23 protein-coding genes and 1 riboswitch are annotated in these 25,009 nt (G+C 42.3%); of the genes, 7 read left to right on the forward strand and 16 right to left on the reverse strand.

Annotation, left to right across the window (positions count from 1 at the left end):
* Positions 1 to 3: 3 nt before the first annotated feature.
* Positions 4 to 194: riboswitch (yybP-ykoY riboswitch) on the reverse strand.
* 33 nt (positions 195 to 227) lie between these two features.
* The 10 genes from Q0A08_RS16595 to Q0A08_RS16640 all read right to left on the reverse strand — a co-directional run bounded on the left by Q0A08_RS16595 (position 228) and on the right by Q0A08_RS16640 (position 9,423).
* Complete coding sequence (locus Q0A08_RS16595; RefSeq protein WP_438462629.1) at positions 228 to 1,100, reverse strand: hypothetical protein; 873 nt, start codon at positions 1,098 to 1,100, stop codon at positions 228 to 230.
* Positions 1,101 to 1,127: 27 nt separating this feature from the next.
* Complete coding sequence (hemW, locus tag Q0A08_RS16600; protein WP_438462630.1) at positions 1,128 to 2,294, reverse strand: radical SAM family heme chaperone HemW; 1,167 nt, start codon at positions 2,292 to 2,294, stop codon at positions 1,128 to 1,130.
* A 5-nt stretch (positions 2,295 to 2,299) separates the two neighbouring features.
* Positions 2,300 to 2,902, reverse strand: a complete 603-nt coding sequence (rdgB, locus tag Q0A08_RS16605) for an RdgB/HAM1 family non-canonical purine NTP pyrophosphatase (protein WP_438462631.1) — start codon at positions 2,900 to 2,902, stop codon at positions 2,300 to 2,302.
* A gap of 15 nt (positions 2,903 to 2,917) precedes the next feature.
* Positions 2,918 to 3,352: a DUF4426 domain-containing protein gene (locus tag Q0A08_RS16610; protein WP_438462632.1), complete on the reverse strand. Its 435-nt coding sequence runs from the start codon at positions 3,350 to 3,352 to the stop codon at positions 2,918 to 2,920.
* A 9-nt stretch (positions 3,353 to 3,361) separates the two neighbouring features.
* The gene (metW, locus tag Q0A08_RS16615) at positions 3,362 to 3,952 is read right to left on the reverse strand and encodes a methionine biosynthesis protein MetW (RefSeq protein WP_046015285.1); all 591 of its coding nucleotides are present in this window, start codon (positions 3,950 to 3,952) and stop codon (positions 3,362 to 3,364) included.
* Positions 3,952 to 5,121 (reverse strand): homoserine O-succinyltransferase MetX, encoded by a 1,170-nt coding sequence (gene metX, locus Q0A08_RS16620; RefSeq protein WP_438462633.1) that lies wholly within the window; start codon positions 5,119 to 5,121, stop codon positions 3,952 to 3,954. The genes metW and metX overlap by 1 nt, the downstream gene beginning before the upstream one ends.
* Positions 5,122 to 5,362: 241 nt before the next feature.
* Entirely contained in the window at positions 5,363 to 6,820 is a 1,458-nt protein-coding gene (locus tag Q0A08_RS16625; RefSeq protein ID WP_438462634.1) for a PepSY-associated TM helix domain-containing protein, read from the reverse strand.
* Between the two features lie 134 nt (positions 6,821 to 6,954).
* A complete protein-coding gene (locus tag Q0A08_RS16630; RefSeq protein WP_438462635.1) occupies positions 6,955 to 7,341 on the reverse strand; it encodes a hypothetical protein in 387 nt (128 codons plus the stop codon).
* An 82-nt stretch (positions 7,342 to 7,423) separates the two neighbouring features.
* Positions 7,424 to 8,065, reverse strand: coding sequence for a 16S rRNA (guanine(966)-N(2))-methyltransferase RsmD (rsmD, locus tag Q0A08_RS16635; protein WP_438462636.1), 642 nt, complete (start codon positions 8,063 to 8,065; stop codon positions 7,424 to 7,426).
* 77 nt (positions 8,066 to 8,142) lie between these two features.
* Positions 8,143 to 9,423 (reverse strand): hypothetical protein, encoded by a 1,281-nt coding sequence (locus Q0A08_RS16640; protein ID WP_438462637.1) that lies wholly within the window; start codon positions 9,421 to 9,423, stop codon positions 8,143 to 8,145.
* Positions 9,424 to 9,708: 285 nt separating this feature from the next.
* Here Q0A08_RS16640 and ftsY point away from each other — a divergent pair, with 285 nt between their 5' ends.
* From ftsY to rpoH, 4 genes are all read left to right on the forward strand, one after another.
* Positions 9,709 to 11,037 (forward strand): signal recognition particle-docking protein FtsY, encoded by a 1,329-nt coding sequence (gene ftsY / locus Q0A08_RS16645; RefSeq protein WP_438462638.1) that lies wholly within the window; start codon positions 9,709 to 9,711, stop codon positions 11,035 to 11,037.
* A 77-nt stretch (positions 11,038 to 11,114) separates the two neighbouring features.
* Positions 11,115 to 11,786, forward strand: coding sequence for a cell division ATP-binding protein FtsE (ftsE, locus tag Q0A08_RS16650; protein WP_046015278.1), 672 nt, complete (start codon positions 11,115 to 11,117; stop codon positions 11,784 to 11,786).
* Complete coding sequence (gene ftsX, locus Q0A08_RS16655) at positions 11,786 to 12,820, forward strand: permease-like cell division protein FtsX (RefSeq protein WP_438462639.1); 1,035 nt, start codon at positions 11,786 to 11,788, stop codon at positions 12,818 to 12,820. Before ftsE ends, ftsX begins: the two co-directional genes overlap by 1 nt.
* A 153-nt stretch (positions 12,821 to 12,973) precedes the next feature.
* Positions 12,974 to 13,840: an RNA polymerase sigma factor RpoH gene (gene rpoH / locus Q0A08_RS16660; RefSeq protein ID WP_438462640.1), complete on the forward strand. Its 867-nt coding sequence runs from the start codon at positions 12,974 to 12,976 to the stop codon at positions 13,838 to 13,840.
* A gap of 77 nt (positions 13,841 to 13,917) precedes the next feature.
* Here the strand turns inward: rpoH and Q0A08_RS16665 are convergent, their stop codons facing one another.
* The 6 genes from Q0A08_RS16665 to metK all read right to left on the reverse strand — a co-directional run bounded on the left by Q0A08_RS16665 (position 13,918) and on the right by metK (position 20,148).
* Positions 13,918 to 14,781, reverse strand: a complete 864-nt coding sequence (locus Q0A08_RS16665) for an energy transducer TonB (protein WP_438462641.1) — start codon at positions 14,779 to 14,781, stop codon at positions 13,918 to 13,920.
* Between the two features lie 10 nt (positions 14,782 to 14,791).
* Positions 14,792 to 15,739 carry a glutathione synthase gene (gene gshB, locus Q0A08_RS16670; protein ID WP_438462642.1) on the reverse strand — a complete coding sequence of 316 codons (948 nt, stop codon included), beginning with the start codon at positions 15,737 to 15,739 and terminating at the stop codon, positions 14,792 to 14,794.
* Positions 15,740 to 15,880: 141 nt separating this feature from the next.
* Positions 15,881 to 16,486, reverse strand: a complete 606-nt coding sequence (locus tag Q0A08_RS16675; RefSeq protein ID WP_438462643.1) for an OmpA family protein — start codon at positions 16,484 to 16,486, stop codon at positions 15,881 to 15,883.
* Positions 16,487 to 16,489: 3 nt separating this feature from the next.
* A complete protein-coding gene (locus tag Q0A08_RS16680; protein ID WP_438462644.1) occupies positions 16,490 to 17,974 on the reverse strand; it encodes a TolC family outer membrane protein in 1,485 nt (494 codons plus the stop codon).
* Between the two features lie 129 nt (positions 17,975 to 18,103).
* Positions 18,104 to 18,838, reverse strand: a complete 735-nt coding sequence (locus tag Q0A08_RS16685; RefSeq protein WP_438462645.1) for a 16S rRNA (uracil(1498)-N(3))-methyltransferase — start codon at positions 18,836 to 18,838, stop codon at positions 18,104 to 18,106.
* Positions 18,839 to 18,984: 146 nt separating this feature from the next.
* Positions 18,985 to 20,148 carry a methionine adenosyltransferase gene (gene metK, locus Q0A08_RS16690; protein ID WP_438462646.1) on the reverse strand — a complete coding sequence of 388 codons (1,164 nt, stop codon included), beginning with the start codon at positions 20,146 to 20,148 and terminating at the stop codon, positions 18,985 to 18,987.
* Positions 20,149 to 20,522: 374 nt separating this feature from the next.
* Here metK and tkt point away from each other — a divergent pair, with 374 nt between their 5' ends.
* From tkt to Q0A08_RS16705, 3 genes are all read left to right on the forward strand, one after another.
* A complete protein-coding gene (tkt, locus tag Q0A08_RS16695) occupies positions 20,523 to 22,523 on the forward strand; it encodes a transketolase (protein WP_438462647.1) in 2,001 nt (666 codons plus the stop codon).
* 59 nt (positions 22,524 to 22,582) lie between these two features.
* Positions 22,583 to 23,605, forward strand: coding sequence for a type I glyceraldehyde-3-phosphate dehydrogenase (locus tag Q0A08_RS16700; RefSeq protein WP_438462648.1), 1,023 nt, complete (start codon positions 22,583 to 22,585; stop codon positions 23,603 to 23,605).
* 84 nt (positions 23,606 to 23,689) lie between these two features.
* Positions 23,690 to 24,847, forward strand: a complete 1,158-nt coding sequence (locus Q0A08_RS16705; protein WP_438462649.1) for a phosphoglycerate kinase — start codon at positions 23,690 to 23,692, stop codon at positions 24,845 to 24,847.
* The last annotated feature ends 162 nt before the right edge of the window (positions 24,848 to 25,009 follow it).

Consider the following 25,009-nt stretch of genomic DNA (forward strand, 5'->3'; position numbering starts at 1 on the left):
AAAGGTTCCTAATGTGGGCTAACTGACAATAAGACAAAACCCCGTCGCCCACATTGGAACAGGAATTTGTCTTAAGTCTCATTAATCCCAGTAGGACTTCTTTACCACGAACTTGAGGTTCGATTATGTTGATAAAGAACCTTGTCAGTTTTAATGTGCCACTGGCAAGGAAATTACTCCCTTAAGAGGGTCGAGATTCTAACACTATTTATAGACCAGTTTCGAGCCTAAAATGCATAATTTATTCGCGCACTTGGCCCATGGGTGATGCGTTTTAAACTTGAGAGTGATAATTCGTTATTGGTCGAGTCGAATAAATCGAAAGGCCTTGCACTGAGTAAAAAGTCACTTTGTACTTGGTAACCAATATTCACCGCGAGTGAGTAGTTCTCATTTTTAAAACCGTAAAAATAACCCAGTTCGTAGTTTCCTTGGGCACCATACAATAACCAGCTTTCACCATTCACACCCTTGTTACTTAAGGCATTAGCATTACTGGCTGTGGCTTGCGATAAACCTAAAACAGCAGAGGTAGAGAAGTACCAGTCCTTCCTTTCTCCTTGCTCATCCGAATGTATATAGTGATAAATAGGATCATTATAGATACCAACACCAAAGGTGGTGATCTTAAGGGCATCGTCTTGCAAGGTTTGATTGCTGTATTTAAATAGGTGCGGCACCTCACTGGTTCGATAGCCTGTTCCTAGCATCACACTTGAGCCTTTAAAACGCTTTTTCAATATAAGCAGTTGCTTGTAGGTATTAAAAAAAGTGCCATCAGCGTTATCTGAATTACCACTTGTGGTGCCAGCAATGACGCCTTGGTCTATTTGAAAGAAGTGCTCTTGCCAGACATAGCTAATAGAAAATTCACGAACCTCTTTGTCTTTATCAAGGCTAACATCGACCAATACAGCAGGCTTGATAGGGCCAGAATAACCATATTGAAAGGTTTGATACTGGCTATGATCTAGCGCGTACTTTTGCTCGTCTGATTGCTTAAGCCAGCTATTCTCTTTAAGGCCAAACGAAAAGTATTGTTGGGCATAGCTAACGGAGGAAGCTAAGCCTAGGCTAAGTAATAGAAAAAACTTTGTCATATCCTTCCTTAGGTTCCCTAGCTGATGTTATAAAAACATTTCCAATAACTCGTTTAAAAAGAGTTTGCCTTTTTCTGTGGTGCAAATACGCTTTTGCTGCCAATCCTGTGCTTCTAGTAAGCCTTTATCAACGGCTTCTTGTAGCTGTTTTAATAAGCTTTCAGGTGGTTGGTGTTGGCAAAACTGCTCATACTCTGCCAGATCGAACGCTTCAAACAATCTTAACCTGTTCATCATGAACTCAAACGGCATATCGTCTTTTTCGACACTCTCTTTAATACAAAGAGCAGCAGGTAAATTACCTAAATAATGGTTTGGATGACGAGTTTTACGGGTACGAAAAATTTGACCGTCGGCTAAGGTGATCTTGCCGTGAGCACCGGCGCCTATGCCAAGGTAATCCCCAAAACGCCAATAGTTTAAATTATGTTTTGCTTGTCTATTTACTTGCGAATTGGCTGATACTTCATATTGCGCATAACCTTGTTTAGTTAACAGGGCTTGTCCCATATCTTGAATGTGCCAAAGGGTATTATCTTCAGGGAGTTCAGGTGGACGACGGTAAAATTCGGTATTGGGTTCAATCGTTAATTGATACCAAGAGAGGTGCTCTGGCGCTAATTTAATGGCAATTTCTAGATCTTCCATGGCCTGTTCGAGGGATTGCTCAGGTAATCCATGCATCAAATCAATATTGATATTATCAAAGCCAGCTTGGCGTGACTTATCCACAGCAGTCATGGCTTCTTCGCGGTTGTGGATTCTTCCTAGGGTTTTCAACAGGTTTGGCTGAAAACTTTGAATGCCAATGGAGAGTCTATTGATGCCGGCTTTACGAAAATGAGTAAACTTTTCTTGTTCAAACGTACCTGGGTTCGCTTCCATGGTAATTTCAGCATCAGGGACAAAATCTAATCTCTGCTTTAAACCAGACATCAATTGATAGTAGAAGTCGGCGCTCATTAAACTGGGAGTACCACCACCAATAAACATACTTTGAATTTGACGACCCTGCACATAGGCAAGGTCGACTTCGAGGTCTGCTAATAATTGCTTGAGGTAGGCCGCTTCTGGTAGCTTACCTTCCTCTTCAAAGCGGTCTGCCTGATGTGAATTGAAATCACAATAAGGGCATTTTCGAACACACCAAGGTAAGTGTACATAAAGGCTTAATGGCGGTAATAAATCTGGCATTGAAACTAGGCTTTCGCCTGCTCAAATGCAGCAAGCAGTTGCTGAAGAGCAATGGCTCTGTGACTGATGCGATTCTTCTCATCTTTAGTCAGCATAGCAGCGCTACAGTCTCGGTTAGGCACATAAAATACAGGATCGTAACCAAAACCGTGTTTGCCTTGAATTTCGGTCAAGATTGAACCTTCCCATACACCGTGGAATACCCAAGGTGTTGGATCATCTTTATGTTTCATGTAAGCCAGTACACAGTGAAAGCGTGCGGTACGCTCTTCTTCTGGCACGCCTTCAAGCTTTTCTAATAAAAGCGCATTATTCGCTTCGCTATTACCGTGTTCGCCAGCGAAACGTGCTGAGTAGATACCTGGTGCGCCATTTAAATAATCTACTTCAATGCCAGAGTCATCTGCAATGGCTGGTAATCCTGTTTGAGCACAGGCGTTACGGGCTTTTAAGATGGCATTTTCGATAAAGCTTAAGCCGTTCTCTTCGGCTTCCTCTACATTGAATTCACCTTGAGGTTTAACCTCAAATCCCAAGTTAGACAGCATGTCATTGAATTCATTGATTTTGCCCGTATTGTTACTGGCTAATACAAGGGTCTTACTCATGCAAATGATCCTTTGTTATCGGTCAACATAGAGGTGTTTTTTAAATTTAACAGTCATGGGAGCGCTGTTAGCGTCGAGTTTTGCATCGACTTGAAAGCGCAAAATCTCATCGTCTGTTTTTGTGAAGGCGGCAATATAATAAATCGCGTTGCCTTCGTCTATGGTTACAAAGTCTAGTTTTACGATTTGACCAATTAAATTAGTCACTTTACCTGTCACAATAGCAGGTAAAGTTTGGGGTAAATCGGATTTACTTGGCTTGATGACTGCGACATTTAACAAACCACGACCTTTGCTGCGGATAAAACCATATTGCTGAGCAATTTTAGGGGTAAGGAAGGTGGACTCAAAGGTGTTGTAGTGAACCTCTAGTTTACCAAAGCTCTGTTTTTGCTCGGCCTGAACTAGGCTACTGAAGATAAAGCAAAAGAAAATAATGATGTGTTTCATGGTACCTTCCTAACGGCTTACGTGAAAAATCGCGGTTTCACTGAATAAATTTGGCATAGCTTTAATCCACCATCTGTCTCTCAGTTGGCCATCTACCGCAGCAGATCGTAAGATTTTGATGCCTTTTTCTTGGCAAAGGGTTTCAAAATCTTTAAAAGTACAAAAGTGAATGTTGGGCGTATCATACCAATTATAAGGTAAGAACTCGGAAACTGGCATGTGGCCTTTTAACCCAAGATGGATACGGTTACGCCAATGACCAAAGTTAGGGAAAGTGATAATGCATTCCTTACCCACTCTTAGCATTTCGTCTAGCAATAGATCTGGACGGCGAAACTGCTGTAGTGCATGCGTCATGACAACGAGATCAAAGCTTTCGTTATCAAAGTTATCCAAACCTTTATCAAGGTCATGCTCTAGTACCGGCACGCCATTTTCAATACATTGGTTAATGTGCGCAGCATCGATCTCAAGGCCGTAACCTTGTACTTCTTTGTTGCCAATAATATGGCTTAATAACTCGCCTTCGCCACAACCTAGGTCAAGAACACGGCTTTTGGGTTGGACCCATTCATTAATTATGTCTAAATCGGCGCGCATTAGTTTGCTCCCTTGTTCTTGCTAGAAAGCAGTGTGTTATGGGTTCTGTTTAAGAAGCCTGAGAGGGCGGCCATATATCTTGGTAACGGGAATAGAAAGGCATCATGGCCTTGGCTGGCTTCGACTCTGGCGTAACTGACATGCTTACCGGCTTTCACTAGAGCATCAACTATCTCTTCGCTGCGCTCTGGTGAAAAGCGCCAGTCAGTAGAGAAAGACACTAACAAGAAGTCGCATTTAGCAACTGCTAATACCTTGGCTAAGTCACCGTCGGCTTTCGCTGCTGGGTCAAAATAATCCAGCGCTTTTGTCATCAGCATGTAGGTGTTGGCATCAAAGCGTTTTGTAAAAGCTTCACCTTGGTAGCGCAAATAGCTTTCTACTTCAAAATCAATATCATAATTGTACTGATACTTATCATGACGCATGGTTCGGCCAAACTTTTCACCTAGTGAGTCTGTTGATAAATAGGTGATATGCCCCAGCATACGTGCTAACCCTAAGCCGTTTCTGGGTAGCGTTTGTTGAGCATGGTAATCACCCTGATGGAATTCTGGGTCACGGCTAATGGATTGTCGTGCGACCTCATTAAAGGCAATGTTTTGTGTCGATAGTTTAGGGGCAGAAGCTATAATAACCGCTGACTTTAAACGATCTGGATAACGTATGCTCCATTGTAGGACCTGCATGCCGCCTAGGCTGCCACCCACTATGGCAGCAAAAGTATCTATGCCTAACTTATCGGCAAGGCGTGCTTGGCTTTCTACCCAGTCTTCTACTGTGACAATAGGGAAGTCTGCCCCCCAAACTTGATTCGTCTCTGGGTTGACTGTTGTTGGGCCTGTGCTTCCGCCACAGCCTCCTAGGTTATTCAAACAAATAACGTAAAAGCGTGAGGTGTCGATTGGTTTGCCTGGTCCTATCGCGTTATCCCACCAACCTGGTTTTTTATCATCCATTGCATGATAGCCCGCCGCATGATGATCACCACTGAGTGCGTGGCAAATCAAGATAGCATTTGAGCGTTCGGCATTAAGTGAGCCGTATGTCTCATAGATTAGGTCATATTGGGCTAACTCAGTGCCGCAACTTAGGCTTAAAGCCTGTTCGAAGTGCGCAACTTGAGGAACCACAATACCAACGGAATCGGCTGGGATATTGTCCGGCATACGAATAGATTTCCTGGTTTGAATGGGTGACTCGAAAAGCTAAATTAGCCCGTGTTTTAAGACCTTTAAGCTGTCTAATATTTGGCTATAGTGGGCACAGTCTATCCTGTGCGCATAAGGCCTTCAAGTGATCTAGTCTATTAAGCGTTTCATAAGATAGATAAGAAGTGAATAAGCCTTGATAAAGGAGCAAAACACGCTGTTTTGCTCCTTATTAGTGCTTGTTTTCTAGGTTCTTTGGTTATTGATAAACACGCTTGATACTTGGTACAAAGCGTACAAGTATCGCATCGATAATCATCAAGCTAACTAGGCAAATGGCAGCCAAAGGCAAGAATAAAGATAAGATGAACATGAGTATGCTGGCATTTTTCCAACGCCCTAGATTTTGCGGTAAAGGTGGGGCGCTTAAACCGCGGCTCTGACTTGGACGGCGTAACCACCAAATATAAAGTCCACTGACACTTAGCATTATGATCATGGCGCAAGCGACAGTATTTAGAATAAGATTCCAAAGACTGTAGTTAGCTTGGTGAAGCGCAATACCTACCGCCATCGATTTGGCCATTAAATTGTAATCTGCATAACCAATATCGGCTAAGACCTTGCCGGTATACTGATCTAAATGCAGGGTTCTATCTTGAGTCGCGTCTTGAATGTCGCCGCTCATAGTATTTGCTGAGAGGGTATACACCCCAGTGTCGTTACTTGGAAGACTAATGGTGAAGTGAGTAAATCCGACTGTCTGTGCAAAAGCAGAAACAGAATCAAGGTTAACCTCAACACCTTGTTCAATGCCCTTTGAGCCAGAGTTAGTGCCTGATTCTGGCAAAGGGCTCAGTTCGAGGTTCCATGGCATAGTTTCGATCACACCTGTATTTAAACTTTTGTGGCTGGCATGAATATCATCAGAGTCCGTTATTGGGTTTGAGTTGAAATTTGATGCTCTCTTTTCCGTTGGAAAGCTGCTCCATGCCTGTACAAATTGCCCGCCCCAGATACCGCTCCAAGCTAACCCTGAAAGCGAGAAGAAAACTAAAAAGACAAGTGATGCTAGACCTGTGGTGGCATGTAGGTCACGCCAAAACATTCTTTTACCATTTTGTTTTCTGATTTTAAGGGCTTGAATAAAACGATTGCCAGTTTGTTTCTTGGGTGTATTTCTTGGCCACCATAAGTAACTTCCTGTGATTGCCAGCAAAATGGTAAAGCTTGCAGCTAGCTCCATTAATCTGTCACCAATATCGCCAATCATTAGGCTGCCATGGATGTCATTGCTTAGGGCATAGAGGCCATTATCCAGGTTGAAATCACCCAGTATTTGCCCTGTATAAGGGTTGCTAAACACTTTGAGGTTCACACCTTCAGACGTTTTAACGATAAATTGATTGCTCTGGTTAGGCGCTTTGCCCTGAATAAATTTTTTGATAGTGCCTGAGTAGGCAAGGCTGACATTTTCTTTTTGGGATTCAAAAGAGGCTTTTTGTTCTCCAACCTCGACAAAAAATTTGTTTTGATAAAGTTGTGGTTCAAGAACCGGTTGGTAAAGCATGATGAGCCCTGTAACCGACAGAATAATTAAAAAAGGCACAACAAACAGCCCTGCATAGAAGTGCCAGCGCCAAACGGAGTGATAAAAATGTCGTGAGACGGGTTTAGATTTTTGTTTAGATTCTTGACTGGAAAGTGGAATAGACATGGGAAACCTTTATTTTTTAAGCCAATGGGGAATTGGCAAACTAAATAGATAAAAAGGTGCGCGCACACGCACTAAAGCACTGCTTAAAATTAAGCAGTGCTCAGCTAGTACTCTTACAAGTAGCAATCAGGTGTTCAGGCTGATTGCAGAAGGTAAAACTCGATACGGCTTGGTGGTGCTCTAGGATGGGCAAGCGTATAGGGTTTCTTTAGTGAAACTTGGCTTGCATAACGAACAAGGGATGTAGAAGTTAAATTAGAAGGTGCGAGAAATTCAGGGAAGCTTAGACTGATAACATCCTGAACACAGGGGCATTGAGTGGTTTGATGTTGTTTAGAATCACTTTTGGAAGATTCTATTTTAACGAGTTCAATGCCTGCAGTGGTACATAAAGAAACCCAATAACCGCTGACTTGACCTTGAGCATTAATCGCAGGCAGGGCAAAAAAACAGCACCAGCAAAGCAATTGCAGTACTAAGAGTTTTTTAGACGCTGTATAAGTCGAGCTTAACGTGCGCATCCTGCTCCGCTTTGCCTAAGGTTAAAAGGAAGAATCATAGTTTAATCTGATTCAGTTTTATCTGATAGGGGTCAAACTGTGATTAATCTCTATAGACTTGAAATAAACGATAGGTGAGTTGTCCTGCTGTCTTTTCTTTCAACAAGTCCCAAGATTGAGTAATGCTAGGTAAAGGCGTCTCTTTTTCCATTTCTAAATAAACGAGAGCGCCTTCAGCTAACCAACCTTGCTCTAATAACGGCAAGATATTCTCAACCCAGCTTTTACGAAAAGGCGGATCAATAAAGACTAAATCAAAAGGGGCTTTATCGGCTAAGTTTGGTTGAGCTTCTATCGGTAGTTTCAATAGACTCAGTGCATCTTGATTGAGTGTTAGCGCGTCTTTACAGCCAAGCGTTGCTAAATTTTGCTGCATTTGTTGGGTAACAACCCGAGAGGCATCGACAAATACACAGCTCTTTGCTGAACGTGAAAGCGCTTCTAGCCCTAAAGCACCAGACCCACAAAATAAGTCCGCACATTTAGCGCCTGGCACATAGGTATTAATCCAGTTGAAGAGGGTTTCTCTGACTCTATCCGGTGTTGGTCTAAGTCCTTCTAGTTCTGGAATAGGTAACATGCGTGAACGCCATTGGCCGCTAATAATTCTAAGCTTTGCTCTTTGCTGTTTAGATTTATTGGTTGCGTGATCAAGTTTTTTAGGGGCGCGTGAGCGGGCGTTCATGGCTAATCTTCCAACTGGTAGGGCTTTTAAGGTTGGCTATTTTAAAGGCTCAACCCTGATTAAGAAAGCCCTATTAACTATTGTCTTTGCTGTAATTCTTGCAGGCTTGACGTCATGATTAAGCGACGAATATTGGCGTTAAACTCTTTAAAGCTTAAATCTTCTATCGCCTCAGCATAGGACTCATTCCATTGACTCAGCGTTAGGCCCTCTTGCTCTTCAAGTGCCAAGGTTTCTTGGCTTGCCATGCGAGCCCACCAACTAGGAGACTGAGTATAATTAGTTAGTCTCTCTTGATAGCGGGTTAATGATTGTTCGAATGCATCTTGGCTAAAACTTGTGATTGAATCTTCGAGTACCTGCCGTGAAAAGTACTCATCTTGGCGGTATTTACCTTCTGGTTTAGAGGCATCTAATAGTGGACTTTGCTCGTGCTGAATACTCCACCAAGCCCATTTCTGCTGGGGTGAAGATTCAAAATGCAACTGTACATAGCTGGGTGCGCTGGCTTGTTTAAGCTGAGATAGGTAATAAGGCAACCATAGTTGTAAGCTGATCCACTCTTTGGCGTTGTTCACCTGGTTGAAGGAAAATGCACCATGACTTTGTAATAGTTGGGGGCCAACTTGAGTCTGCAAGCCGATTCGTTGAGCCGTATTATTTGCTTCTGGTGTTGGTGAGTAAGCAGCATTTTTAGTCAATTGAGCGAGGTAAGCCTGCATCTCTTGCACACCATTAATATTGCCTGCCAGTGTGATTTTATCTATCTGGCCAAGCAGTGTTTGATAGTGTTGTTGAATGTCTTGCTGAGTCAAACTGTATTCGTCTAACACCCCATCTAAAGGTAGGTTGTTCGCTTGAGGAAAGAGTTTTTGCTCTAACTGGGCTTTATTTGATAAATAGTAAGGTATGTGGCCTTGTTGCCAGTTTTGAAAGGTACGGTTTTTAAAATCGGGCTGGCTAAACCAAGGGATAAGTATATCCATACTAGCACTCAAAAAGCTGGGTTCGCTATTTAATGTGATAGCCAGCTCACTTTCTTTATTACTAACATGGTAGGTTAATTGTGTGGTGACATCGGATAAGCGTTGATTGATTGAGCTAGTGCTTAGGGGCAAGGTATCTAACATCAATAATGAAAACACGGCATCGGTTAAGCCAAGTTTACTATCGTCTTTGCGTCCATGATTAAAACGAATCCGTAATTCAAGTTTATTCGTGCCCTGCCAAGTATTTTGGTAAACCCAAGTAATGGGGATTTGATTCTCTGTCTGCCAATACTCTATGTGTGCTTCAGGGTATTTTGAAGGTGGCGCGGTAAGATTAAGAACGAGAACCATCAGACTAATGAAGATCATTAATCCTGCTAAGACGGGTTTACTAAATAATGGCTTGTCGGATTTTTTCATAAGGCTAATGGTTAATTACCGAATACTTAATGATTTACTTAAAAAGGGATATATTCCCTGAAAGAATTCAATTAGACACTAAATTTCATTCTTATGGGCCTGTTTGCTCACAGGAATAATGTTAAAATTGATTGTTTTCTGTGCCTTTTTACCACAGGTCATCAAATTATTTTATTCAATTCGCTGAAACATCGTGACTAAATTCGATTTTTAGCCCAGTAAGAGATCCACTGAATGGAATTTGTTAATAGCATTATTGCGTTTTTTACACCTTATTTTGGGGAATATGCCCAATACGCACCTATCGTTATCGGTGCTTTGCTCGCTGTCTTAGCGTATGCAATTAAACCTCGTGTCATTAAAAAAATGGGTGCAGACGCGAACGAGTTAGATAAAAAAGATACAGAACAACTAGATGCGGTTGAATCGAAACAAGGTTCGACGGTTTCTCAGGTAATAGAACAAACGACAGAAAGCGTTGAACAGACTTCTCAAGTAGAAGCCAAAGCAGAAACCGTAGATGTTGAAGTTCAAGAGCCAAAAACTGCAGAGACAACAACAAATAGTGAATTGGAACCAGCACCAGCACCAATTGCAGAGCCTCAAGTAGAGGAAGCTGACTCAGGTCTTACTTGGGCGCAAAGAGTTAAAGCAGGTTTAAGCCGTACTCGTAACGGTCTAGGTAATGGGCTTGCGAATCTGATTGTGGGTAGCAAGCAAATTGATGATGACTTGCTTGAAGAGTTAGAAACTCAGTTATTGATGGCCGATGTGGGTGTTGAAGCAACTCAAAGCCTAATTGCAACCTTAACAGAAAAAATGAACCGCAAAGAACTAAAAGATGCGGATGCTTTAATGGCGTCTTTAAAGCATGAATTAAGAGAGATGCTAGCGGGCTCTGCTGAACCACTTGAAGTGACTGAACCTGAAGTAGAAGGTAAAAAAGCGCCCTATGTTATCTTGATGGTGGGTGTAAACGGTGTAGGTAAAACTACAACCATAGGTAAATTGACGAAGAAGTTCCAAGCACAAGGTAAGAAAGTCATGTTGGCGGCAGGCGATACCTTTAGGGCTGCTGCGGTCGAGCAATTACAGGTATGGGGTGAACGTAACCAGGTTCCTGTGGTCGCACAACAGACAGGTTCTGATTCAGCCTCTGTTATTTTTGATGCCATTGATTCAGCAACAGCAAAAGGCTTTGATGTTGTCATTGCCGATACTGCTGGTCGTTTACAAAACAAAAGTAACCTAATGAACGAGCTGTCAAAAGTGGTTCGTGTGATGAAGAAACTTGATCAAAATGCACCGCATGAAGTGATGTTAGTACTAGATGCAGGCACAGGGCAAAATGCCATTAGCCAAGCCAAGCTTTTTAGCGAAGCGGTGGGTGTATCCGGTATCACGTTAACTAAGTTAGACGGTACTGCCAAAGGCGGTATTATTTTTGCGATAGCGAAAGAGTTTGAAATCCCAATCCGATTTATTGGCGTGGGTGAGCAAGTTGATGACTTAAGAGACTTTGATGCCGAAGTTTTTGTAGATGCCTTGTTCGAACAGGACTAGCAGCTACCGTTTTAGTAGATGATTAATTTAAGCTGTTAGCGTTTAAGCTTGCAGAGATAGACCAATAGGATTGGCTTGTGGAAATCGAATTTCAAAGAGTTGGAAAGAAGTATGACAGTGGTCAGGAAGCCCTGAGCCAAGTTAGCTTTCATTTACAGCAGGGTGAAATGGCATTTTTAACAGGCCATTCTGGTGCTGGTAAAAGTACCTTACTGAAACTTATGATGATGATTGAGCGTCAAAGCTCAGGCAATATTTTGGTCGATGGTGGGGACTTAAGAAATTTGTCAAAAAAAATGGTGCCTGAACATAGGCGTCGAGTAGGGGTGGTGTTTCAAAACCACCAACTGCTGTTTGACCGTAGTGTCTTTCATAATGTCGCTTTACCTCTTCAAGTCTCTGGTGCCGATCATGCCCAAATTGGCAAGCGTGTGCGTGCCGCATTAGATAAGGTCGGCTTATTGGGTAAAGAAAAGTATAACCCAATGGCCTTGTCTGGCGGTGAGCAGCAGCGTATTGGTATTGCGAGAGCAGTGGTTAATAAGCCTCAACTACTCTTAGCGGACGAGCCTACTGGTAACCTTGATCCAAAACTGTCTGCAGAAATCATGAATCTGTTTCAAGAGTTTAACCATGTTGGTGTTACTGTGCTGGTGGCGAGTCACGATCTCGCTCTAGTTGCACGTATGAGGCACAGAGTCTTGACGCTGAATCAAGGCCGTATGGTAAATGATGGAGGCTTTAGTTAATGAGCGCTCGTCCGAATACTAACAAAGCGCCTCAAAGAGGGGCAACGCGCCAAGCTAATCAGCCCGTTAATACTCAAAAGCCAAATCAAAAAGCGAAACGTCAGCCTTTTAATCTCAGTCAGCATCTGCGACAGCATCAAGCGGTACTGATGGAAAGTGTTGTACGTTTATTGAATTACCCTATGGCGAGCTTTATGACCCTAATGGTCATTGCGATTGCTTTGTCTCTACCAGGTGGTCTTTATGTAATGCTGAAAAATGTTCAGTCAGTTACTGACCAATGGGAGCAACAGTCAGTCATCAGCCTTTATCTTTTTTCTGAGTTGGAAGATACGCAAGCATTGGCGTTATCTCATCAGATTTCTGCTCGAGACGATGTGCGATCTGTGTCTTATGTCTCTAAAGAAGAAGGTTTAAGGTACTTTGAGCAAGTCAGTGGTTACGAACAAATTCTATCCTCTCTCCCTGAAAACCCTCTGCCTATTGTGTTGCAAGTGATTCCAATGGAGACAGTGCAACTTGATACCTTAGATATTTTAGAATCTTTAAGGATTGAATTAGAAGAACAAGAGCAAGTTGAATACGCGGAGTTGGACGCTCAATGGTTACAGCGACTTGCCAGCTTTTTAAGTTTTGGTGAAAGGTTTGTCTACGCGCTTTCTAGCCTTTTGGTGATTGCGGTACTGCTGATAGTCGGTAATACCATACGCATGGCTGTTGAAAGCCGCCGTGATGAAGTGCTTGTTATGAAACTTGTAGGTGCAACAGATGCCTATATTCGTCGACCCTTTTTATACATGGGGTTTTGGTTTGGTGTCCTAGGTGGTTTATGCGCCTGTATTTGTATATTGGCTGTGAGTCTTTGGGTCAGTGGTCCGGCAATGCAATTAATAGACTTGTACCACAGTGATTTTCAACTAACCTCATTTAGTGCCAGTGAAGTGGTCGTTTGTTTAACAATAAGTGCCATTATTGGCACACTTGGGGCCTGGATAGCGGTCAATAAGCACATTAGCGATATAGAATTGCAATAAAAGCTTGCAAGCTCGCGTATTTTTTAGTGTTATTGAACCGAAATTTTTAAAGTTGCTATTTGTATACACTTTCTTTTCACATTTTTTTGGCAACTTTGTTGATAGTATCTAGTCATAGAGATAACGAAATTAATTTTAGAGGTAAAGATAGAGATGGGTAAAGCTCTGCAACCAGTTGACATGATGACACCGGGTCAAAACCTCGAGTCATACATTCAGGGAGTAAGCACGATTCCAATTTTGTCAGCAGAAGATGAAAATAAGCTGGCAGAACGTCTTTATTATGATGGTGATTTGGAAGCGGCGAGACAGCTTGTCATGTCCCATTTACGCTTTGTGGTACATATTGCCAAAAGCTATTCAGGTTATGGATTGAACCAAGGTGACCTTATTCAAGAAGGTAACGTTGGCTTGATGAAAGCCGTAAAACGCTTTAACCCAGAAGTGGGTGTTCGCTTAGTGTCTTTTGCAGTGCATTGGATCAAAGCAGAAATTCATGAATTTATTCTTAAAAACTGGCGTATCGTTAAAGTTGCGACAACAAAAGCGCAACGTAAAATGTTCTTTAACCTACGCAGTGCGAAGAAAACCTTATCTTGGTTTAGTAATGATGAGGTTGAGTCTGTAGCGGGTGACTTAGGCGTTAGTCCTGATGTTGTGCGTCAGATGGAAGGCCGTATGAGCTCGTCTGATACTACCTTTGATGCGTCTTCTGATGATGACGATGATAGCGCATACCAAGCACCAGCGAACTACCTTGAAGACCACAGATATGATCCAGCGTCTTTAATGGAAAATGGCAACTGGGAAGAAGACTCTAATCGTCGCTTACAAGAAGCTATGTCAGAGCTTGACGGTCGCAGCCGTAACATCCTAGTACAACGTTGGTTGTCTGATACTAAGTCAACATTGCACGATTTGGCTGATGAATATGGGGTGTCGGCAGAACGTATTCGACAGCTTGAAAAGAATGCCATGGCGAAAATCAGGCAGTCTATGGGTGAAGGTCAGTTTGCTTAAAGCAAGCTGATGACTGTAAAAAAAGCCTCTGATGAGGCTTTTTTTAGGTCTGTAATAACTCAAAAGGGGTCGTCACATTATTGGCGACTTTGCAGTGTGTGCCCTGGAATGAACTGCCAGGTACGAATGATTTCTAATTTATCTACTTCGGCTGCAAGTTCGCTAGGAAAACTAGTAAAGGGCTCGGCTAAGCGAACAATACGCATGGCAGCATCATCTAGGATGAGAATGCCAGAGCTTTGTAATATCTCAATGTTTTCCACGTAGCCATTAGGCTGAATCATAACAGCTAAACGTAGTTGCCCATAAAGCTTGTCGCGCTTAGCTTCGGAAGGGTAGTGAATATTACCGATTCTTTCGATACGTCGACGCCAATCATCTAGATATTGGGCATCGATTGCGGCTTTAGCCGATACACTTGTAAGCCTGCGAATACGTGGTCGCTTTGCATAAGCTTGCCTTTGTTTATCTAGCAAGGCTTCAAGGGTTGCGATATCCGTTGTTAAGTGACTTGGGATCTGGGTTTCCCCTAAGAACTGTTCGGCCAGTGTTTTTGCTTCATTGCTTGCCTCGTTAATGACTTTAAACACCGCTTCAGAGTTCTTCGTACTAATGGTTCTATTATCGACTTTAGGCTGGCTTGAAGCTAGTTGAGGTTGTACCGGTGGGGTGATTTCATAAATATCGTCTGCAATAAAGCGAGCATCTTCTGTGGTTGTCAGCTTCTGCTTGCGAAGCTCTGTACCACTGCCTAATTGATTAGCTTGAGCAATAAAGTCGGCTTCTTCGGATTTTTCAGTTTTATGCTGAACTAAAGTGATTTCTAGGGTTTTAGCTTTAGGGGTAGGTAATTCGAAATCAAAGCCGACAAACATCACCAAGAGTACATGTACGCTAATAGCGAAAAATAGTGCAATGGAGAATCTGTCGGCAATATTCATTCAGAACAATCTAGTTTAATTTCTTTTCAATGGCATCCATGAGATCCATGGCAATATTTAAACCATAAGTATCATTGAGTTCGCGTATGCAAGTAGGGCTAGTGACGTTAATTTCAGTCAAAAAGTCACCAATAACATCGAGTCCAACAAACATAAGTCCTTTTTCCTTCAGGGTTGGGATAACCTGCTGACAAATCCATAAATCTCGTTCTGATAGCTCACGACCTTCACCACGGCCGCCAGCCGCTAAGTTTCCACGTGTTTCACCAGCAGCAGGGATGCGAGCTAAAGCATAAGGTACTGGCTCACCATCAACAATCAAAATGCGTTTGTCGCCCTGTTTGATTTCAGGGATAAACTTCTGTGCCATGATTTGCTCTGTACCCATCTTGGTCAACGTTTCAATAATAACGCTAACATTAGGGTCGTCCTGACGTAGGCGAAAGATTGAGCTACCACCCATGCCATCTAATGGTTTAAAAATAACATCCCCATGCTCTTTATGGAATTCTTTTAACAAATCAGCACGACGCGTGACTAATACTGCTGGGCAACATTGGGGAAACTGTGTTGCGAATAACTTTTCGTTACAATCCCTAAGGCTTGCGGGGTTGTTTACAACCATAGCGCCATCACGTTCAGCCTGTTCTAGAATCATGGTGCTGTAAACGAACTCACTATCAAACGGTGGGTCTTTGCGCATTAATATGACATCAAGATCGCCTAGCGCAATTTTTTCACTCTCGCCTAAGCTGTAGAAGTTCTCAGGATCTTTAAATACTTCAAGAGGTTTTGCTATGGCACAGGCTTTACCTGAATCTAAGTAAAGGTCTTCTTGTTCCATATAAGTAAGCTGCCAACCTTTTTCAGCGGCTGCCCATAACATGGCTAATGAACTATCTTTTTTGTAATTAATGTTAGCAATGGGATCCATTACTATGCCTAGCTTAATGGTCATGAGCGACATCCTAGCGTAAAGGGTTAATAAACCGCTGACATTGATTTTATGCAAGAGGCTAACTAAAAGAATAAATAAGTTTTGATGCTATAGAAATATAAGGGCTCAGAGAAGAATTAATAGGGCAAATAAAAAGAAAATTTAATTGCGTCTGTCGACACTGTAAATGTTCCATTTGTTGATATCGACTGTGCTACGAGCAAAAACTTCGGCAACAACACGACGGTTCTGACGCTTTCCTTGTTCTGAATCGTTACTTGCTATTGGGCGGGATTCGCCATATCCCACCGCTTTGACGCGGGACTTGTCTATTTTGAAGGTGTTAATCAGTATTGCTGCGATGGCTTGAGATCTATTTTTAGAGAGGGTTTGGTTGAGTGTCTCGTTGCCCACATTATCTGTATGACCTTCAATAACGACACTGCTTCCTGGGTTATCTTTCATAAAGTCAGCAAGCTTTTTGACTTCCCCATAGTATCTAGGCCTGACTTCAAAGCGGTTAGAAACGAATAAGATATTGAGTTCAACAGACAGAAGTTTATCGTTGCTTTTATGGCAACCATAGTGATCTACAGCAGCATCTTTAGGGGTATTGGCACACCTATCCCGAATATTAATGACACCATCTTTATCGTTATCTTTTAGGTGATGTTGAGCCCTTTTATTGCCGTATAAGGACTCTGCTTGAGAAACCCCAGAAAAAGAACAAAGGCACACCAATAATAGCGTAAAGATATGCCAGCGCATCTTTTACCATCCGCCTTCTAAAGACTCTGGATCGACATTGAAAATATCTTCTGATAACTCAGCATCATCACCTTGGGTATTATTGAATGCGTCATTGTCTGTAGCAGGAAGGGGTAGTTCAGACTCAGCTGCTTCTAGCTCTTCAATAGCACTTGGACCTGTTGGAATGTAAGAGTCGTCTTCGAACTCATCATCAAAGCCAAGTAATGTAGGGCGATAAATCCTAAAGGCACGCATTAACTCTCCTTTCGCATTAAATAGGCGAAACTCTGAAAAAAGCTCATCATAGTCTGCATTGACATAGTCTTGGCGAGACTGAAATAACTCATTTTCACTGTCCAATACATCTAACAAAGTACGTCTGCCAAGACGGAATTGCTTTTCATAAGCAATCTGCGATTCTTTGGTCGCAATGACATGGGTTCTGATGTGCTCTTTTTGCTCTCTTGTTGCTATGTAAGCAGCCCATGATAGTCGGACTGTTAGCTCTGTTCCGCGTAATGTATTACGTCTAATTTCTGTCGCTTGAAGATTCTGATAAATCGCGACATTTTCTTCTTCTTTACTGGCTCCGCCATTATATAAATTATAGTCCAATCGAATCATTGCCAATAAATCTTCAGACGGACCTTCCGAACCATCTAGATTGTTATCCCAGGTTCGCTCAAGAACAAACTCAACCTTTGGATATTTATAGGATTTAGATGCTTCCTGAAAGCTTTCAGTGGCCTTAACATCCCAGTTAGCACCTTCGATGGCTGGGTTTTTTGACATTGCTTGGTCAATCGCATCTTCCAGAGAGATAGGAAGTAAATCTCTATCTGGTACTGGGTAAATCATCTCTTCAGGCGGTAATTCGCCCACAACAAAGTTATATTGGCTATTGGCGTCCTGTAAGTTGTTAACGGCCGCTAAACGGTTTGCATGAGCTTTTGCTAATCGTGCTGTGATTTGGCTCAAGTCCGATTGACGGCCCACACCTGCGTCACTTTTCAATTTTATTTGACTATAAATTCTGTCGTGGGTATCTAAGTTGATCTCAGCAAGCTGCACAAGTTCCCTTTGGCGCAAAACATTGGCGTACGCTTCTGCAACTTCTAGTGCGGTATTTTCAACTGCAATGAGTGCTTCCCAACGGCCAGCTTCAGTTTCTGCTGTGTTTCGTTCAACTTCTAAGTCAGTTTCATAACCATTGAACAAAGGTTGTGTGAAGGTGAGGGCGGTTTCTCGTCGGTTTAAAGAGGTGTCTGTATCGTATGTTATCTCGCGACCAAGACCGACTTTTAAGTCTAAGCTAGGGTAATATTTGTCATAGGCTAGTTCGGTTTTAGCGCCACGCTCGCGATAACTTGCAATGGTTCTATGAACTTCTGGATTATTTTCAATTGCAATATAGGTCGCTTCTTCTAACGTTATGGCGAAAGTGTAATTGCTAAAAAACAAGCCTGTTGCCAGTATCATAGAAGATTTGCGTAATAATCTAACCATAGCCGTGTCCAAATTGTTTTATTCTATTTAACAATAATAAGAGTTTATAGTTTCAGAATATGTAGTTGTTCTGTTAGGTATGTTTATTGATTATGAGTGCTTAAGTATATGAAATAATAGGCGAGTATATTATTTAATATCGCCCCAGATTAAATTAATACAGGTTAAAATTACAATGGGTGCTGTTTCGGTTCTTAATACTCTAGGGCCAAGTGCAACAGGCTGAAAGCCTTGTTTTATAGATGTTTCAACTTCGTCTTCAGTGAGACCTCCTTCAGGGCCTATTAATACTGACACACTTTTATCTGTTGGCTCAGGCATATCTTTCATAGGCTTGGCGCTATGGTGATGCATGGTGATTTTTAACATATCCTTACAATCCACCACCCAGTCGAGAAGATTAACAGGCTCTTTGATGAGAGGAATATGTCCTCTACCACTCTGTTCTGCTGCACTGATTGCGATTTGCTGCCAATGCTGGCGTTTCTTATCAAGGCGTTCAGAATTCAGTTTTACTTCACAACGCTCACTAAACAAAGGTTGTATTGCGTACACACCTGCTTCGACCGCTTTTTGAATGGCGTAATCCATCCGCTCACCTCGAGAAAGTGTTTGACCAAGCGTGACCTTAATGGGTGACTCATTATCGAGTGTTTGAAAATTGAGGACCTCAACTTGAGCAGAGCGCTTTTCCACATTAATTAGTTTGGCCTGATACTGACCGCCTTGACCATTAAATAGGATAAGAGAATAGTCGTTTTTGAGCCTTAGCACCTTGCATACATGTTGAAATGAAGCCTGAGGTAAATCAAAAGTGCTGTTTTCTTGTAATGGCAGGTCAACATAAATTCGAGGTATACGCATAAGTGTCTCTAAGTCTGTTTCTAAAGATTAAAGCTAATTAGCTTAAAAGAGGGCATAGTGACATAAAAAAGCCCCCTGATAAAAGGGGGCTTGGCATTACAAAGTTTAAACTGCCTGTTTAACGATAGGCTTAACTTTTTATCTACTTATAAGCCTGCTGCTTGACGCAAAGCCGCTGCTTTGTCTGTTCTTTCCCAAGTGAAGTTTTCGTCTTCACGACCAAAGTGGCCATAAGCCGCTGTTGGTAGGTAAATAGGACGTTTTAGATCTAGCATTTTTACTAGGCCAGCTGGACGTAACTCGAAATGTTCACGTACAAGCTGACTGATAACTGCATCACTTACTTTGCCTGTACCAAAGGTGTTAATGCTGATAGAGGTTGGCTCAGCAACACCAATAGCATAAGACACTTGGATTTCGCATTTATCAGCAAGGCCTGCTGCAACAATGTTTTTAGCAACATAACGACCTGCATAGGCTGCTGAACGGTCAACTTTTGATGGATCTTTACCTGAGAAAGCACCACCACCATGACGAGCCATGCCGCCATAAGTATCAACGATAATTTTACGACCTGTTAAACCACAGTCACCCACTGGGCCGCCGATAATAAATTGACCGGTTGGGTTGATGAAGTATTTAGTGTCGTTTGATAACCATTCTTCTGGTAGTACAGGTTTGATTATTTCTTCAAGAACTGCTTCACGTAGGTCTGACTGAGTCACTTTTGCGTCGTGCTGAGTAGAAAGAACAACCGCATCAATGGCGCAAGGCTTACCTTGTTCGTCATAGCGGAAAGTTACCTGACTTTTTGCATCTGGGCGTAGGAAATCTAAGGTACCGTTTTTACGTACTTCTGCTTGGCGCTGAACGAGGCGGTGAGCATAGGTAATAGGAGCCGGCATAAGCACATCAGTTTCATTGGTAGCGAAACCAAACATCAAACCTTGGTCGCCTGCGCCTTGTTCGTGATCTTCCGCTTCATCAACACCAACCGCAATATCTGCAGACTGTTTTCCGATTGCATTCATGACAGCACAAGACTCCCAGTCAAAACCCATTTCAGATGAGTTATAACCTATGTCACGAACAACATTACGAGTGATTTCTTCGATATCAACCCAAGCATTAGTACGAACTTCACCTGCAACAAGAACCATGCCTGTTTTCACCAAAGTTTCGCAGGCTACACGAGCTTCTGGGTCTTCTGCTAGGATGGCATCAAGGATGGCATCGGATACCTGATCAGCCACTTTATCAGGGTGGCCTTCTGAAACTGATTCCGATGTAAATAAAGAATATTCGGACATTTAAGTGCTCCTCTTTAGCTAAGTAATGGCTAAATAGGCACAAAAAAGCCCATTTAGCATTTAATAGGGTGCTAAACAGGCTTGTGTTGCATCTGTTTAGCTGAATTTATATAGCGTCCGCAAGCCGAGACAAATCGACGCTTAGTAATCGGTCGAGATAATGTACTAAGTTAGATCAAAAATCAAGCGCCTGCCGAGTATTTCAGAAGGTGAAATACATGATAATTAAGTAGTAGATTCATCTTTTTTTTGTATTTTATACGTCAAATGTGGGCGTTTCCCCCTGAATGAGATTGCAAGCCGAGTCGAATGAGGTGAAAATGGGCGACCGTATTTTTAATGTAACCATTTACTGTTATCTGGAGCTGAATTAGATGCCTTCTCGTAAAGATCTCGCAAATGCTATCCGTGCCTTGAGTATGGATGCCGTGCAAAAGGCCAATTCTGGTCACCCTGGCGCACCTATGGGTATGGCGGATATCGCTGAAGTACTTTGGAATGATTTTCTAAAGCATAACCCAAGCAATCCACAATGGGCTGACCGTGACCGTTTTATTTTATCCAATGGCCATGGATCTATGCTGATCTATTCACTGCTGCATTTGTCTGGTTATGCCTTGCCAATCGAAGAACTACAACAGTTCCGTCAATTGCATTCTAAAACACCAGGTCACCCTGAATATGGTTACACAGAAGGCGTTGAAACAACGACTGGTCCTTTAGGTGCTGGTATCAGTAATGCTGTTGGTATGGCAATTGCCGAACGTACATTGGCTGCTCAGTTTAACCGTGAAGGTCATGATCTAGTTGATCACTTTACTTATTGCTTCCTAGGTGATGGTTGCCTAATGGAAGGTATTTCTCACGAAGCTTGCTCTCTAGCAGGTACGTTAGGTTTAGGTAAACTAGTTGCATTCTGGGATGACAATGGTATTTCCATTGATGGTCACGTTGAAGGTTGGTTTACTGATAATACACCTAAGCGTTTTGAGTCTTATGGTTGGCATGTTATTGCGGATGTTGATGGACATGATCCAGTGGCAATCAAAGCCGCTATTGAAGAAGCTCAGTCTGTAACAGATAAGCCATCTATGATCTGTTGTAAAACAGTGATTGGTTTTGGTTCACCTAACAAATCTGGCAGCCACGATTGTCACGGTGCACCACTAGGTGACGCTGAAATCGCAGCGGCACGTGAATTCCTAAACTGGGAACACGCACCGTTTGAAATTCCTGCTGATGTTTATCAAGGTTGGGATGCTAAAGATAACGGTGCATCTGCTGAATCTGCATGGAATGATAAGTTTGCAGCTTATCAAGCGGCACACCCTGAACTAGCGGCTGAATATGAACGTCGTGTTATCAAGGGTGACCTACCTGCTGACTTCGAAGAAAAAGCAAACGCTTACATTCAAGAGTGCCAAGAAAAAGCAGAAAATATTGCGAGTCGTAAAGCGTCTCAAAATGCAATTGGTGTTTTTGGTGCGGCATTACCAGAATTACTAGGCGGCTCTGCTGACCTTGCGGGTTCTAACTTGACTCTATGGTCTGGTTCTAAAGGTATCCAAGATGATGCTGCTGGTAACTACATCTACTATGGTGTGCGTGAATTCGGTATGAGCGGTATCATGAATGGTGTGTCTCTTCACGGCGGTTTCATTAACTACGGCGCGACTTTCATGATGTTCATGGAGTACGCACGTAATGCTGTACGTATGTCTGCTTTGATGGGTATTCAGAATGTTTTTGTTTACACTCATGACTCTATTGGTCAAGGTGAAGACGGTCCAACTCACCAACCAGTTGAACAATTAGCTAACCTACGTATGACTCCAAACATGTCTGTATGGCGTCCATGTGATGCAGCAGAAACAGCCGTGGCTTGGAAAGCATCTATCGAACGTCGTGATGGTCCAACGTCACTAGTGTTCTCTCGTCAAGGCCTTAAAGCGCAAGCACGTACAGCAGCTCAACTAGCTGATGTTGCAAAAGGTGGCTATGTACTATCTGACTGTGAAGGTACTGCTGATCTTATCTTGATCGCAACAGGTTCTGAAGTTCAATTAGCATTAGATTCTGCGGCAGCGTTAACAGAGCAAGGTAAAAAAGTACGTGTGGTTTCTATGCCTTCTACGACTACTTTCGATGCTCAAGATGCAGCTTACAAAGAATCTGTATTGCCTCGTGCTATTACTAAGCGTGTTGCGATTGAAGCCTCTCATGTTGATTTCTGGTTCAAGTATGTTGGTTTTGATGGTGCAACTGTTGGTATGACTACGTTTGGTGAATCTGCACCTGGTGGCGTACTGCTTAAGCACTTTGGTTTCAGTGTTGAAAACGTTGTGGCGACGGCTGAGAAAGTCTTGTCTGCTTAAACCGCTCAAAAGGGGCTTCGGCCCCTTTTTTGTATTTAAATATAAAAGTTAACGAGAATATGCTTAGAGTTGCAATCAATGGTTATGGACGTATAGGTCGCTCAGTATTAAGGGCGCTATATGAAGGTGGGTATCGAGATCAAATTCAAGTTGTCGCTATTAATGAGCTTTCCGACTTGGAAACGATTAGTTATCTAACTCGCTACGATACTACCCATGGTCGTTTTCCTGAGGCGGTAACGACTGAACAAGGATGCTTGATTGTAGCGGACGATAAAATTCAGGTGTTAGCACAAGAAGATCCTAATGATATTGACTGGCAAGCGTTGAATATCGATTTATTGCTGGAATGTTCAGGAAGTTTTTCTACGGTAGAAAAAGCACAGACATTTATTGATGCTGGTGTACCTAGACTCTTGTTATCACAACCTGCTGACGCTGATGCCCAAGCAACGATTGTTTATGGCTTTAACCATAAGCATATTGAGCCTGAGCAGAAGGTTATCTCCGCAGCTTCATGTACAACTAATTGTCTTATCCCTGTATTAGATGCCTTGAGCTCTTTAGTTGGTGTGGAGCATGGCACCACACAAACGATTCATTCGGCTATGAACGATCAGCCTGTTATTGATGCTTATCATACTAAGGATTTGCGTTTAACGCGTGCAGCATTAAGCTCCATTATTCCTGTTGATACTGGTTTGGCGAAAGGGATTGGTCGTATGCTGCCGGAGCTAGGTAGCAAAATTGCCTGTAACGCAGTACGTGTACCAACTCTCAATGTTTCTGTCATCGATATGGTTGTGAGAACTCACAAACCTGTCACAGTTGAACGTGTTAACGAATACTTTAAGCTTCTTTCTCAAACTAAATATGCTGGCATATTAGGTTATTCGGAAGAAGCGCATGCATCGGTTGATTTTAACCATGATGCAAGGTCGGTCATTATAGATGCTACTCAAACCAAGGTGGTTGATGGTCGATTGGTGAAATTATTATGTTGGTTTGATAACGAATGGGCATATGCCAATCGTATGTTAGATGTCGCCAGTTATTGGGCGCAGAAATTGCAAGAAAAGTAAGGTAGAAGATCACCTTGCTTACTGATCGTTATTTAACATAATAACGACAACGTAAAGATAACTTACTTTTTACTAGGAGCAACAATGACAGTCATAAAAATGTTAGATCTTGATTTAAGCGGGAAAAAAGTTCTAATACGTGAAGATTTAAATGTGCCAGTAAAAGATGGTGTAGTAACCAGTGATGCACGTATTCGTGCCGCGTTACCGACTATCCAGCATGCTTTAGAAGCTGGTGCTAAAGTGATTGTTATGTCTCATCTAGGCAGGCCAACAGAAGGTGAATACGAAGAAGCTTATTCTATGCAACCTGTGGCGAATCATCTGTCTAAGTTATTAGGACAAGATGTTCCTCTGCAGAAGGATTGGTTAGATGGGGTTGAGGTTGAAGCTGGGCAAATTGTGCTAGTGGAAAACGTTCGTTTTAACTCCGGTGAGAAGAAAGACAACGATGCTCTAGCGCAAAAAATGGCTGCATTATGTGATGTGTTTGTTATGGATGCATTTGGTACAGCACACAGAGCCCAAGCCTCTACACATGGTGTAGCTAAATATGCACCTATTGCCTGTGCTGGTCCGCTTTTAGCGGCTGAATTAGATGCACTTGAAAAAGCGTTAGCGCAACCTAAGCGCCCTATGGCTGCTATTGTAGGTGGCTCTAAAGTATCAACTAAGCTAACTGTGCTTGAATCTTTGTCTGATAAGGTTGATCAGTTAATTGTTGGTGGTGGTATTGCGAATACTTTTCTTGCAGCAGCTGGTTTTCCAGTGGGTAAGTCTTTATATGAAAAAGATTTAATCCCTCAAGCCAAAGCGCTGATGGAAAAAACGTCCATTCCAATTCCTGAAGATGTTGTGGTAGCAAAAGAGTTTTCAGCAAGTGCAGAAGCAACTATTAAGAATGTTGCAGATGTTGCGGAAGATGACATGATTTTGGATATTGGTCCAAAAACTGCTGCAACATTAGCAGGACTTTTAGATGATTCTCAAACCATTATTTGGAATGGTCCTGTAGGCGTATTTGAAATTGATCAGTTTGGTGAAGGGACTAAAACCTTATCTATGGCAATTGCTAATAGTTCAGGTTTCTCTATTGCTGGTGGTGGTGATACTTTGGCTGCCGTTGATAAGTATGAAATACAGGATAAAGTTTCATATATTTCTACTGGCGGTGGTGCTTTCTTAGAGTTTGTTGAAGGCAAGGTCTTACCTGCTGTTGCTATGCTTGAGTCTCGCGCTTAAGCTTGTTCTAATTATAGAAATTATGCTGCTATCTCATTGACATAGTGACGTTAGCAGTAAGAGTTACAATTATAAGGCGAAAGCCAACTTTATGTGGCAACGTATCATATAAAGCTAGAAACACTAGAGAGTCATAAAATTAAACTTAGCTCATTATTAATG

The organism is Marinomonas sp. PE14-40, from assembly GCF_051623805.1.
In the GTDB taxonomy this organism is placed as follows: Bacteria; Pseudomonadota; Gammaproteobacteria; order Pseudomonadales; family Marinomonadaceae; genus Marinomonas.